General features: G+C 70.2%; 10 protein-coding genes. 9 read left to right on the forward strand and 1 reads right to left on the reverse strand.

Annotated elements, in window-relative coordinates; genetic code table 11:
- Positions 1 to 33 precede the first annotated feature (33 nt).
- Positions 34 to 2,052 carry a SpoIVB peptidase S55 domain-containing protein gene (locus WME73_RS42330; protein WP_437913307.1) on the reverse strand — a complete coding sequence of 673 codons (2,019 nt, stop codon included), beginning with the start codon at positions 2,050 to 2,052 and terminating at the stop codon, positions 34 to 36.
- A 129-nt stretch (positions 2,053 to 2,181) separates the two neighbouring features.
- Between WME73_RS42330 and WME73_RS42335 the strand changes: the two genes are divergently transcribed.
- The 9 genes from WME73_RS42335 to WME73_RS42375 all read left to right on the forward strand — a co-directional run bounded on the left by WME73_RS42335 (position 2,182) and on the right by WME73_RS42375 (position 12,228).
- On the forward strand, positions 2,182 to 2,424 hold the full coding sequence (locus WME73_RS42335) for a hypothetical protein (protein ID WP_437913308.1): 243 nt from the start codon (positions 2,182 to 2,184) through the stop codon (positions 2,422 to 2,424).
- Positions 2,425 to 2,434: 10 nt separating this feature from the next.
- Entirely contained in the window at positions 2,435 to 3,430 is a 996-nt protein-coding gene (locus WME73_RS42340) for an aldo/keto reductase (protein ID WP_437741943.1), read from the forward strand.
- Positions 3,427 to 4,212 carry a phytanoyl-CoA dioxygenase family protein gene (locus WME73_RS42345; RefSeq protein ID WP_437741944.1) on the forward strand — a complete coding sequence of 262 codons (786 nt, stop codon included), beginning with the start codon at positions 3,427 to 3,429 and terminating at the stop codon, positions 4,210 to 4,212. The genes WME73_RS42340 and WME73_RS42345 overlap by 4 nt, the downstream gene beginning before the upstream one ends.
- A 333-nt stretch (positions 4,213 to 4,545) precedes the next feature.
- Positions 4,546 to 5,241: a cytochrome c3 family protein gene (locus WME73_RS42350; RefSeq protein ID WP_437711930.1), complete on the forward strand. Its 696-nt coding sequence runs from the start codon at positions 4,546 to 4,548 to the stop codon at positions 5,239 to 5,241.
- The gene (locus WME73_RS42355; protein WP_437913309.1) at positions 5,238 to 8,237 is read left to right on the forward strand and encodes a TAT-variant-translocated molybdopterin oxidoreductase; all 3,000 of its coding nucleotides are present in this window, start codon (positions 5,238 to 5,240) and stop codon (positions 8,235 to 8,237) included. The genes WME73_RS42350 and WME73_RS42355 overlap by 4 nt, the downstream gene beginning before the upstream one ends.
- Complete coding sequence (gene nrfD, locus WME73_RS42360) at positions 8,234 to 9,667, forward strand: NrfD/PsrC family molybdoenzyme membrane anchor subunit (RefSeq protein ID WP_437526711.1); 1,434 nt, start codon at positions 8,234 to 8,236, stop codon at positions 9,665 to 9,667. The genes WME73_RS42355 and nrfD overlap by 4 nt, the downstream gene beginning before the upstream one ends.
- The gene (locus WME73_RS42365; RefSeq protein WP_437741946.1) at positions 9,657 to 10,424 is read left to right on the forward strand and encodes a DUF3341 domain-containing protein; all 768 of its coding nucleotides are present in this window, start codon (positions 9,657 to 9,659) and stop codon (positions 10,422 to 10,424) included. The genes nrfD and WME73_RS42365 overlap by 11 nt, the downstream gene beginning before the upstream one ends.
- Complete coding sequence (locus WME73_RS42370; RefSeq protein ID WP_437741947.1) at positions 10,421 to 11,026, forward strand: c-type cytochrome; 606 nt, start codon at positions 10,421 to 10,423, stop codon at positions 11,024 to 11,026. The genes WME73_RS42365 and WME73_RS42370 overlap by 4 nt, the downstream gene beginning before the upstream one ends.
- Positions 11,023 to 12,228 (forward strand): hypothetical protein, encoded by a 1,206-nt coding sequence (locus WME73_RS42375; protein WP_437741948.1) that lies wholly within the window; start codon positions 11,023 to 11,025, stop codon positions 12,226 to 12,228. Before WME73_RS42370 ends, WME73_RS42375 begins: the two co-directional genes overlap by 4 nt.
- Position 12,229: the final 1 nt, after the last annotated feature.

Raw genomic sequence — 12,229 nt, forward strand, 5'->3', positions numbered from 1 at the left:
CAGGGAAGAGAGGGAGGCGGGAGACCGGCGGGCTCAGCGGAGGATAGGCCGGACCGTGACGCTCACGGAGTCTTTCCCGACCAGGAAGCGCTTGAGGGACACCGGCACCTGCACCTGCGCGCCGAAGGTCTCGGGCGCGTCGGACGCGGAGCTCGGGCGCAGCGTGTCCATCGCGCCCGGGGGGAGCCGCGAGGCGACCTTGCCGCGGTACGCCGCGCCGTTCTCCCGGAGCCGGAACGTCGCGACGACGCTCTCCGCGTCGTGGGTCTGGCTCGGCAGCATCGCCACGAGCTCGGCGACGTTGTTCGGGGTCGCCATCGGGCGCTCCACCTCGTAGCCGGGCGCGAGATCGATGTCCACCTGGCTGCCGGCGAGCTCGCGCGGCACCGGCACCTCGATGACGCGCGACTCGATGGGGCCCTGATGAGGCTGGAGATCCAGGCGGATCCGCGCGGGCGCGCCCGCCTCGATCTCCGGCTCGAGCACCTTCGCGCCGCGCAGCAGCACGACCTCGCGATCGAAGGTGACCTTCACGCGGGTGTCGACGCGCTCGATCGAGACGTCCTCCCAGGGGTTGTTGAGCAGGGCCCCCATCGCCCGTACGAGCCGGCTGCGGACGAAATCGTCGCTGCTGAGCGGGGTGCCGTTGCCGGCGCCGAAGTCGACCAGCGAGATGGCGCCGTAGCGCCCGATCTTCACCTGGCTCACCGCCCGCCAGGTCATGTCCCGCCGCTCGGCCGTCGTCGCCTCGACGGCGTTGCCGACGGCCATCGAGACGAAGGCGGGCGCGAGGAACTGATCGTGCGCGACCTCGACGTTCCACGTCGGGTGCGGCGCGCCCTCCACGCCGTCGATCTGGACGCGCATCGGGAAGACCGGCGCCTTCGCCGAGCTGTCGACGACGATCGCGGCCTGCCGATCGTTCACCAGCGTGCCCAGAGGCCGCACCGCCTCGCCGATCTTGAAGCTCCGGTTCTGGCTCGCGAGGATCCAGTGGACCCGCGCGATCGCGGCGGGGAGGTTCGTGACGCCGCCGTTCATCATCGGGTGGCCGAACGCGACCAGCTTGTCGCCCGACACGCGCGTGACCGTGCCGATGCCCATCGCGGAGATGTCGCCGCGCACGAGCTCGACGCCGATCGCCCCCCCGTCGACGTACCTGGTCGGCGCGCCCGGCTCCGGGCTCGCGGACGAGCCGCCGCCGGCCTGCATCGGATCGAGCCCCATGGGGCCGAGCAGATCGCTCGCGATGCGCAGCGACGTCCCGCCGAGCCCGCCGAGCATCACCGGCGTCGAGGCGCGCGCGAGGCCCGTCGACTCGGGCGGGGAGAGCGACGGCGCGACGCGCGCGGCGACCTGGCTGGCGTGGCCGGCGAGGTCGTAGGCGTCGACGGCCCCCAGGAAGCCGCGGCTCCCGTGCAGGCGGGCCGGCGCGGCGGCGCGCGGCGGCGGCGCGCCGCCGGCGCGGCTCACCGGGGCGGGCAGCGGGCCGCCGACCTTCGGGGCGATCCCGCGCGGGAGCGGCCGCGCGAGCTCGTCGAGCATCGACTTGATCGGGGTGACGCCGGCGATCGCCTCCGCGCCGAAGAGCCAGCCGTACGCGTAGGCGCCGATCATCTTGCCGTTCAGGTAGATCGGGCTGCCGCTCATCCCCGCCACGGTGCGGGCGACCTCGAGGCGCGGGTGCTGCGTCTTGACGAGGACGAGGTCCTGGTTCGGCCGGAAATTGCGGAGCGTCGAGATGACCTCGACGTCGAACTTCTCGGGCGTGGTGCCGGAGAAGACGGTGAGGCCGTACCCCTTCATGCCCGGCTTTACCTCGGAGAGCGGCAACGTATCGGGCGGAGCGGAGATCGCCTGGGCCGCGCCGACGCCGACGGCGACGCTGCACGCCGCGCCGGCGAGCAGGCTCAGGGGGATGAGGCGGCCGTCGCGGTCGACGAGGGCGCGGGCGGCGCCCGCGATCGCCCTCGCGCTGCGGGTCGCGAGCGGGGCGGCGCGCGCTGTGAGGAAGGAATCCGGACGAAACCACGGCATGTTGCGCAGAGGCACGGGCCAAGCTTAGCCCGGATTTGGTAGCGCGACAGAGCGCGGGCTCGGGCCGCGCCGGGAGGTCGCCGCGCTGCCCAGGGTCGCCGTTTTCCAGAGGCGGGGCGCGCCGGCGACGCTAGGCTTCGCCCCGTGAAGGATATCGCGGCGACCGCGACGCTCGTCCTTTCGTTCGCCGCCTGGGTGACCACTCACGTCGCGCTGGCCGCGCGGCTCGCGCTCCGGAGCCAGCCCCGCTGGCGCGGGGTCGTCGCGCTGGTGGTGCCGCCGCTCGCGCCGATGTACGGCTTCCGGCTGGGGTGGCGGCGGACGAGCACCCTGTGGCTTGTATGGCTGATCGTGTACGTGCTCGCGCTCCTCGTCGCGCGGGCGTGAGGAGCAGGGCGTGGCGCCTGACGTGAAGGCTGACGACGTGAGGGCGGGAATGACGGCGAAGCGGCGCCCGGGCGCGCCGCCCGCGATCCTCGTCGGCACGATGAACTTCGGCGGCCGCACGCCGCCCGAGGAGGCCGAGCGCATCACCCTGCGCGCGCTCGAGCGAGGGATCACCGCGTTCGACACGGCGAACCTCTACCAGGACGGCGCGTCCGAGCGGATCCTCGGCCGGGCGCTCCGGGGCCGCCGGGCCGAGGCGCAGATCGCCACCAAGGTCGGCCTGCGCCGCGTCCGGGGCAGGCCCGAGGGCCTCGGGCGCGAGCGCGTGATCCGCGCCGTCGAAGAGAGCCTCGCGCGCCTCGGCACCGACCGGGTCGACGTCTGCTATCTCCACGCGCCGGACCCGGAGACGCCCCTCGAGGAGACGCTGTCGGCGATCGACGCCCTGCTCGAGCAGGGGAAGATCCTGCAGTACGGGATCAGCAACTTCGCGTCGTGGCAGATCCTGGAGATCATCGCGCGCCGCGACGCCGTCGGGAAGCCGCGCCCCGCCGTCTCTCAGGTGCTCTACAACGCGCTGATCCGCCAGCTCGACGTCGAGTACGCCGCCTTCGCGCGGCGGTACGCGCTGGCCACCGCGGTGTACAACCCGCTCGCCGGCGGGCTCTTGACGGGGCGGCACGCGGGGCCGGAGGCGACGCAGGCGGGCTCGCGCTTCGAGCGCAACGGCGTCTACCAGCGCCGGTACTGGAGCAGGCGCATGTTCGAGCTCGCGGCCGGCTACGCCGCGGTGGCGGCGGACGAAGGAATGAGCCTGCTCTCGCTGTCGTACGCCTGGCTCGCGGGGCGGGACGTCGTCGATTCCATCCTGGTCGGCCCGGTCCGGGCAGAGCACCTCGACGCGGCGGCCGACGCCGTCGGGCGCCCGCTCTCGGAGGAGGCGGCGCGGCGCATGGACGCGCTCTACCGCGATCACCTGGGCACCGACGCGAGCTACGCGCGATGATCGAGCTCCTGCTGCCCGGGGCCAGGGACCTCGATCTCGCGGGCCCCCTGGCCGACTACGCCGCCCGCGGCCACGCCCGCCTCGGGCGCGTGATGACCGACGCGGGGCTCGCGGCGCTGCGCGCGCGCTCGGATGACCTGATGCTCGGGCGCGTCACGTACCCCGGGCTCTTCTTCCAGCACGACGCGGCGTCGGGCCGCTACGAGGATCTGCCGTACGGCAAGGGCTACCAGGGGCCGAGCACGTCGTACCGGAAGCTCGAGAAGCTCGAGAAGGATCCGCTGTTCCTCGCCTGGATCGAGAACCCGCTCTTCGAGAGGATCGCGCGCGCGCTCATCGACGGAGAGGTCTCCATCTACCGGGCCGTGCTCTTCAACAAGGCCGCGTCCGGAGGGACGCCGCTGCCCTGGCACCAGGACGGCGGCAGCTACTGGGGTCTGGATCGCGACCCCGAGCTGCAGATCTGGACCGCGCTCGACGACGCGCCCGCCGGCGGCGGCTGCGTGGAGGTGCTGGAAGGCAGCCACATCGACGGGCTCGCGACGCCGCTCGGCGGCGTCATTCCGAGCGACCGCGTGCACGCGGCCGACGCGGACGCCCGCAAGATCGCGCTGCCGGCGCGCGCGGGCGAGGCCCTGCTGATCCACAACTACCTCTGGCACTGCTCCGCCGTGAACCGGAGCGGCCAGCCGAGGCGAGCGTTCACCGTCTGCTACATCAGCAGGGCGACCCGCTGCCTCAGGAAAAAGAAGGCCCCACGCACGTTCACGCCGGTGTTCTGAGCTCCCCGGGCAGGCGGCCTCGGCACGGTCGGCGGCCCCTCGCTCGCCAGGCCCTCCCCTTCCCCTGGCTTCCCCGGAACGTTCCCCGGCCGGCGTCGACGTTTCGAGAATTTTTCGATCCGGTGTCGCATCCAGTTCGCCACCGTGTCGTAAGGACGGACGCTTGCACCCGCGGCAACTTGCCGCGCCCCCGCGGCGACCTGCCGCGGCGTGGAGCCTCAATTACCCACAGCGGCAAAGTGCCGCAGTCACGCGGCACTTTGCCGTCTTGTCGCACCCCGCCAGCAAGCCATAACTGCGCCCGCGCGTCCCTCCGACGCCCACCACAACCCTATGGCTCGGTTCCTGTTCCCACGATGGGCCAACAAAGTGGTTCCGCTGGGGCTGCTCTTCGGAGTCCTGCCCCTCGGCGCCGCTGTGATCGGCGGATTCTGGTACTACGGTACCAACAAACACCTCGAGGTCGGGTATCAGCCGGATCAACCGGTTGACTATTCCCACAAGCTGCACGCCGGCGACCTCGGCATCGACTGCCGCTACTGTCACAGCACAGTAGAGGTATCCAGCTTCGCCGCGGTTCCCCCCACCGAGACGTGCATGAACTGTCATGCCAAGGTGCGGCGGGACAGCGAAAAGCTCCTCCTCGTGCAGGAGAGCTGGGCGACGGATCAACCCATCCCCTGGGTGCGCGTCCACAACCTTCCCGACTACGCCTATTTCGACCACTCGGCCCACCTGGCCGCAGGGGTCGGCTGCGTGAGCTGTCACGGCCGCGTGGACCAGATGCACAAGGTCCGGCAGGTCCAGCCGCTCTCGATGGGATGGTGTCTGGACTGCCACCGCAATCCGGGGCCCAACCTCCGCAATCCCGCCGACGTCACCAAGATGGATATGGCACCCGCGACGGCCGCCATGGCGGGCGCCGGCATCCCCGCGAGCCACGAGCCTTACAACGATCGCGTGCCAGCGGTCACTTCCTCCGGGCGGCAGGTGCAGGCGCCGCTTCATTGCTCGGGGTGCCACCGATGAGTAAACGAACTCCTCTCCCCCTCGCCCAGGACCTCTCTGGAAAGACCTACTGGCGCAGCTTGGACGAGCTCTCCGGCTCGCCCGACTTCGTCGACGCGCTCGGGCGCGAGTTCCCGCCGGCCGCGTTCGAGCCGCCGGAGGGCGTGGGGCGGCGCACGTTCCTGAGCCTCATGGGCGCGTCGCTCGCGCTCGGTGGCCTCGTGGGCTGCCGCCGGCCTGTCGAGCAGATCCTGCCGTACTCGCGGACCCCGGAGGAGGTCATCCCGGGCAAGCCGCTGTTCTTCGCGACGGCGCTCCCGATGATGGGCACGGCCTTCGGCGTCATCGTCGAGAGCCACGAGGGACGGCCCACCAAGATCGAGGGCAACCCGAAGCACCCCGAGAGCGTCGGCGGAACCACGCTCTACATCCAGGCCACGATCCTCGACCTCTACGATCCCGATCGCAGCAAGTCGCCGCGCGAGGGCGCGACCGAAAAGTCGTGGGACGACGCCGCGGCGTTCTTGCGCACCGAGGGCGACAAGCTCCGCGGCCGCGGCGGCAAGGGGCTCACGATCCTGACCGAGGCGCACCGATCGCCGACGCTGGCCGCGCGCCTCGCCGATCTCCGCAAGACGCTGCCGGAGGCGCGCGTCGTCCGGTACGAGCCCTTCTCGCGCGACGCCGCGCGTGAGGGCGCGCGGCTCGCGTTCGGCAAGCCGCTCGAGACCACGCTCGACCTGACGAAGGCGCGCGTGATCGTCGCGATCGACGCCGACCTGTTCGCCTCCGACGGCAGCCCGCTCAAGCAGGGGCGCGCGTTCACGGCGGGCCGCGCGGTCGACAAGGACCCGAAGGCGATGAACCGCCTCTACTCCGTCGAGAGCACCTTCACGATCACCGGCGCGGCCGCGGATCACCGGCTCCGCATCCAGAGCCGCAAGATCCCCGCCTTCACCTTCGCCCTCGCGACCGAGCTCGGCAAGCGCGGGGTCGCGCTCGACCCGCAGCTGCTCAACGCGCTCGAGGGCAAATCGGAAGGGCTCGACGCCAAGGCGACCCGGCACGTCGCCGCCATCGCCGCCGACCTCGTCGCCAACCGGGGTCAGGGCGCGGTCGTGGCCGGGCGCTCGCTGCCGAAGGAGGTCCACGGGCTCGTGCACCTCATCAACCTCGCGCTCGACAACACGGGCAAGGCGGTCCGGCTCGTCGCGCCCTTCGACGACTCGCGCGAGGGCCCCGAGGCGCTCGTCGAGCTCGCGCGCTCCATCGAGAAGGGCGAGGTCGAGACGCTGATCATCCTGGGCGGCAACCCGGCCTTCGACGCGCCCGCGGACGCGCGCTTCGCCGACGCGCTCGCCAAGGTGCCCGTGAGCGTGCACGTCTCGACGCACGTCGACGAGACGAGCGAGCGCACCCGCTGGCACCTGAACCGCGCCCACCCGCTGGAGTCGTGGAGCGACGTGCGGGCGGAGGACGGGACGGCCAGCATCGCGCAGCCGCTCATCGCGCCGCTCTTCGGCGGCAGGACCGACGCCGAGGTCATCGAGCTCCTGCTCGGCGGCTCGCGGACGGCGTACGACCTGGTGCGGGCGACCTGGCTGACCGCCGAGGGCGCGAAGCGCACCGAGGACGACTTCCGCCGCGCGCTGCACGACGGCCTCGTCGCGGGGACCCAGCTCGCGGACGAGCAGGTGGCCGCCGCGGCGCAGGGCGCGATCGAGGCGCTGCGCGCGTTCGCGCCCGCCGTGGGCGAGGGCCTGGAGGTGACCTTCCGGCCCGACGTGCACGCGTGGGACGGTCGGTTCGCGAACAACGGGTGGCTCCAGGAGCTGCCCCACCCGATGACGAAGCTCACCTGGGGCAGCGCCGCGAACCTCTCGCCCTCGACGGCGGCGCGGCTCGGCCTGAAGGACGGCGACGTCGTGACGCTGACGGGCAGCGGCGCGTCGGTGCGGATCCCCGTCCTCGTCGCGCCGGGGCAGGCGGACGACTCGGTGGGCATCACCGTCGGCCAGGGGCGGCGCGCGCGGCTCCGGGTCGGCCATGGCGTCGGCGTCGACACGACCCCGCTGCGCAAGAGCGACGCCTTCGAGCTCGCCGGCGGCTTCTCGCTGGAGAAGACCGGCGAGGTCGTCGAGCTCGCGCGCACCCAGGAGCACTTCGTGATGGAGGGCCGCCCGCTCGCGCGCGAGGGGACGCTCGCCGAGTTCCAGAAGGACGCGGAGTTCGCCCAGAAGCAGGTCCACGTGCCGCCGCTCCTCAGCCTGTTCAAGGAGCCGAACCGGCGGCAGGGGCACGCCTGGGGCATGACCATCGATCTCAACGCCTGCCTCGGCTGCAACGCGTGCGTCGTCGCCTGCCAGGCCGAGAACAACATCCCGGTCGTCGGCGCCGACGGCGTGCGGCAGACCCGCGAGATGCACTGGCTCCGGATCGACCGCTACTTCCAGGGCACGGACCCGAACGAGCCGGAGAGCATCTCGCAGCCGCTCCCCTGCCAGCACTGCGAGAACGCGCCGTGCGAGCAGGTCTGCCCGGTCGCCGCCACGACGCACAGCCCCGAGGGGCTGAACGACATGGCGTACAACCGGTGCGTCGGCACGAAGTACTGCGCCAACAACTGCCCTTACAAGGTCCGTCGCTTCAACTTCCTCGAGTACAACCAGCCGGACTCGGAGGAGCGGAAGATGCAGTTCAACCCCAACGTCACCGTCCGATCGCGGGGCGTCATGGAGAAGTGCACCTTCTGCGTGCAGCGGATCAACCACGCCAAGATCGACGCCAAGCGAGAGGGGCGGGAGCACATCAAGGACGGCGAGGTCGTGACCGCGTGCCAGGGCGCTTGCCCGACGCAGGCCATCGTCTTCGGCGACCTCGACGACCCCAAGAGCCAGGTGGCCGCGACGGCCGCTAGCCCGCGCGGTTACAGATTGCTGGACGAGATCAACACCAAGCCGCGGGTCACCTACCTCGCCAAGATCCGCAACAAGAACCCGGAGCTCGCCGACGCATGAGCGCCACAGCACCCCTCCAGGTCGACCACCCCCGGCTCTCGGACCGCGCCGCCCTCTTGGACGAGGCGCCCCTCGTGCAGGGGAAGGACGACTTCCGCTCTCTCACCGACAAGATCTCGGGCATCGTCCTCAGCAAGCGCCCCCCCGGGTGGCTCGTCCTGCTGTGCCTTGCCATCAGCATCCTCTTCATCCTCGCCGGCTCGCTCGTTCACCTCGTCGGTACCGGTATCGGTATCTGGGGGCTGAACACCACCGTCAACTGGGCGTGGGACATCACCGGCTTCGTGTTCTGGGTCGGTATCGGCCACGCCGGCACGCTGATCAGCGCCATCCTCTTCCTCTTCCGCCAGAAGTGGAGGACGAGCATCAACCGCGCCGCGGAGGCGATGACGATCTTCGCGGTCGCGTGCGCCGCCATCTACCCGGTGGCCCACCTGGGCCGGATCTGGTTCGCCCACTGGCTGTTCCCGATCCCGAACCAGATGAGCATCTGGCCGAACTTCAAGAGCCCGCTGCTCTGGGACGTGTTCGCCGTCTCGACGTACGCGACGGTCTCGACCCTCTTCTGGTTCGTCGGGCTCATCCCCGATCTCGCCACGATCCGCGACCGGGCCACGACCCGGACGAAGCAGATCGTCTTCGGGATCCTCTGCCTCGGCTGGCGCGGCTCGCACCGCCACTGGCTCCACTACGAGAAGGCCTACCTGATCTTCGCCGGGCTCTCGACGCCGCTCGTGCTCAGCGTGCACACGATCGTGTCGTTCGACTTCGCCGTCTCGATCGTCCCCGGCTGGCACACGACGATCTTCCCGCCGTACTTCGTCGCGGGCGCCATCTTCAGCGGGTTCGCGATGGTCGTCACGCTGATGGTGTTCGCGCGCAAGGCGTTCGGTCTCGAGGGGCTCATCACGATGCGGCACCTCGAGAACATGAACAAGGTCATCGTCGCGACCGGCACCATGGTCGGTTACGCGTACGGGATGGAGCTCTTCATCGCCTGGTACAGCGGCAACGGCTACGAGCAATTCGCCTTCCGGAACCGCATCCTGGGCCCGTACGCCTGGGCCTACTGGACCATGGTGAGCTGCAACGTGATCTTCCCGCAGCTCTTCTGGTTCAAGAAGGTGCGCACCAGCATCCCCGCGATGTTCATCATCTCGATCCTGGTCAACATCGGGATGTGGTTCGAGCGCTTCGTCATCATCGTGACGAGCCTCCACCGCGACTTCCTCCCCTCGAGCTGGACCTACTTCCGCCCGACCATCTGGGACATCTCGACGTTCTTCGGCTCGTTCGGCCTCTTCTTCACGCTCTTCCTGCTGTTCGTCCGCTACCTGCCGATGGTCGCGATCAGCGAGGTGAAGGGGGTCACGGCGGCGGCCGATCCTCACGGCTCGCACAGCAACGACGAGGCTCATCATGCAGCGTAACAGCGATGCTCGACGCCAGAAGCGCTCCGGGAAGCCCGCCTCGGCCGAGGAGGCACGAGCGCTCAAGGACTCCGCGCGCGATAGCCAGCCCGACATCAAGCCGCAGGGCCACGTGCCCGAGGACGACGCGGAGTACGACGAGCCCCGCGAGAGCGGGCCGCACGGTCAGGCCGCGCTCGCGATCGAGCGCAAGCTGGAGCGCAAGGTCGAGCAGGAGGCGGACGGGGAGTCGGCCCTGTTCGGGATGATGGGCTTCTTCACGACCCCGAAGGACATCTTCCACGCGTGCGAGGCGCTCCGGGACGCCGGGTACAGCCGCTTCGACGCGCACACGCCGTTCCCCGTGCACGGGCTGGAGAAGGCGATGGGGCTCAAGCCGTCTCCGCTGCCGTGGCTCGTGCTCGGCGGCGGGGCGGCGGGGCTCGCCAGCGCCATCGCGCTCGCCTGGTACACGCAGTACTACGACTATCCGCTCATCATCAGCGGCAAGCCGTCGTTCTCGTACCAGGCCTTCATCCCCATCTTCTTCGAGCTCACGGTCCTCTTCGCGGCGCTCACGTGCTTCTTCGGGCTCTTCGCGCTCGGGCGCCTGCCCACCTTGTTCCACCCCACCATGACGCACCCCTCGTTCCCGCGGGCGACCGACGACGCCTTCTTCATCAGCGTCGAGGCGAGCGACCCGAAGTTCGATTCCACGGAGACGCGCAACCTCCTCCAGCGCCTCGGCGCCCAGGGCATCCGGGAGGTCTCCTCGTGAAGCGCTGGTGCATTCCCCTCCTCGTCGTCCTGGCAGGCTGCCGCGGACAGGCGAGCAGCGATCCGCCGATCCACCTCTTCGGAGACATGGACTGGCAGCCCAAGTTCCAGCCCGAGGAGGGCACCCGCCTGTTCCCCGACGGGCGGGCGATGCGGCCGATCGTCGAAGGCACGGTGCCGCAGGGAGCGCTCGACGAGAGCGAGGCCTACCGCACCGGCAAGGACGGCGAGACGTTCCTGGCGTTCGCGCCCATCACCGTCGATGAGGCGGTGATCCGACGCGGCCAGGATCGCTTCAACATCTACTGTGCGCCGTGCCACGACCAGAGCGGGAGCGGCCAGGGCATGGTGGTGAAGCGCGGGTACCCGCCCCCCATCGACCTCGCGTCCGACCGGGCCCTCGGCCTGCCCGACGGCGAGATCTTCAACGTCATCACGAACGGCGTGCGCAACATGCCGTCCTATCGGAAGCAGATCCCGGTCAAGGACCGGTGGGCGATCGTCACGTGGGTGCGCGTGCTGCAGCACAGCCAGCACGCGCGCGTCGACGACGTGCCCGAGGCCCAGCGGGGCAACATCGCGAAGGAGAGCGGAACTCCATGAAGTCCCACGGAAGTGCTCTGGCCGAGGACACGAAGGTCCTCGATCCGGCGGTCGCGAAGCGGCTCGTCTCGGGGAGCATGGTGCTGGCGATCGTCGGCGTGGTGCTCTCGGCGGCGGCGGCGGTCTCCGACGCGAAGCGCTTTGCGTTCTCGTACCTCACCGGCTTCACGTGGCTCGTGACGATCGGGCTCGGCGCGCTGTTCTTCGTGATCATCCAGCACCTGACCCGCGCGCGCTGGTCGGCGGCCGCGCGCCGCCACATGGAGTGGATGAGCGGCATCCTGCCCGCCTGCATCGTGCTCTTCCTCCCGGTCGCGGTGCTCGCCCACGACATCTACCATCACTGGATGGGGCCCGACGCGGCGAACGATCATGTGCTCCACCAGAAGGCGCCCTACCTGAACCCGACGTTCTTCTACATCCGCGCCGTGGTGTTCCTCGCGGCGTGGGCGGGCCTCGCGCTCTGGTTCATCAAGACCTCCCGCGCGCAGGACAAGAGCGCCGATTTCCGGCCCACCGCGAGGATGCGCGCCGGGGCCGCCCCGGCCGTCATCGTCTTCGCCCTGACCATCTCGTTCGCGGCGTTCGACTGGCTGATGAGCATCGACCCGCACTGGTACTCGACGATCTTCGGCGTCTATGTGTTCGCCGGCTCGGCCACGAGCTCCCTCTCGGCGCTCGCGCTGATCACGATCGCGCTCCACAAGGCGGGGCTCCTGCGCAAGGTGAGCAACGTCGAGCGCCAGCACGACATCGGCAAGCTGCTCTTCGGTTTCACGATCTTCTGGGCCTACATCGCGTTCTCGCAGTTCATCCTGATCTGGTACGCGAACATCCCGGAGGAGACGATCTTCTACCAGCACCGCTGGGAGGGTTCGTGGAAGGTCGTGAGCCTGGCCCTGCTGTTCGGGCACTTCGTCGTTCCGTTCCTCGTCCTCCTGTCGCGGCACGCGAAGCGGAGCCCGCTCGTGCTCGGCGCGGCGTCGGTGCTCCTCCTCGTGATGCACTACGTCGACCTCTACTGGCTCGTCATGCCGAACGTGGATCACCACGGCGCGCACCTGAGCTGGATCGACCTCGCCGGCTTGCTCGGCCCGCTGGGCGTGGGAGCCTGGATGCTCGCGCTCCAGGCGGCCAAGAGCCCGCTGTATCCCCTGAACGACCCTCACCTTGCCGAAGCGGCTCGGATCGACAACCCGTAAG

The organism is Sorangium sp. So ce302 (assembly GCF_051530145.1).
Taxonomy (GTDB): Bacteria; Myxococcota_A; Polyangia; order Polyangiales; family Polyangiaceae; genus Sorangium; species Sorangium cellulosum_B.

Bases quoted from the DNA above. Each gene is read 5' to 3' on its own strand.
- WME73_RS42345 (WP_437741944.1), top strand. From the start codon at position 3,427: ATGATCGAGCTCCTGCTGCCCGGGGCCAGGGACCTCGATCTCGCGGGC.
- WME73_RS42350 (WP_437711930.1), top strand. From the start codon at position 4,546: ATGGCTCGGTTCCTGTTCCCACGATGGGCCAACAAAGTGGTTCCGCTG.
- WME73_RS42355 (WP_437913309.1), top strand. From the start codon at position 5,238: ATGAGTAAACGAACTCCTCTCCCCCTCGCCCAGGACCTCTCTGGAAAG.
- nrfD (WP_437526711.1), top strand. From the start codon at position 8,234: ATGAGCGCCACAGCACCCCTCCAGGTCGACCACCCCCGGCTCTCGGAC.
- WME73_RS42365 (WP_437741946.1), top strand. From the start codon at position 9,657: ATGCAGCGTAACAGCGATGCTCGACGCCAGAAGCGCTCCGGGAAGCCC.
- WME73_RS42375 (WP_437741948.1), top strand. From the start codon at position 11,023: ATGAAGTCCCACGGAAGTGCTCTGGCCGAGGACACGAAGGTCCTCGAT.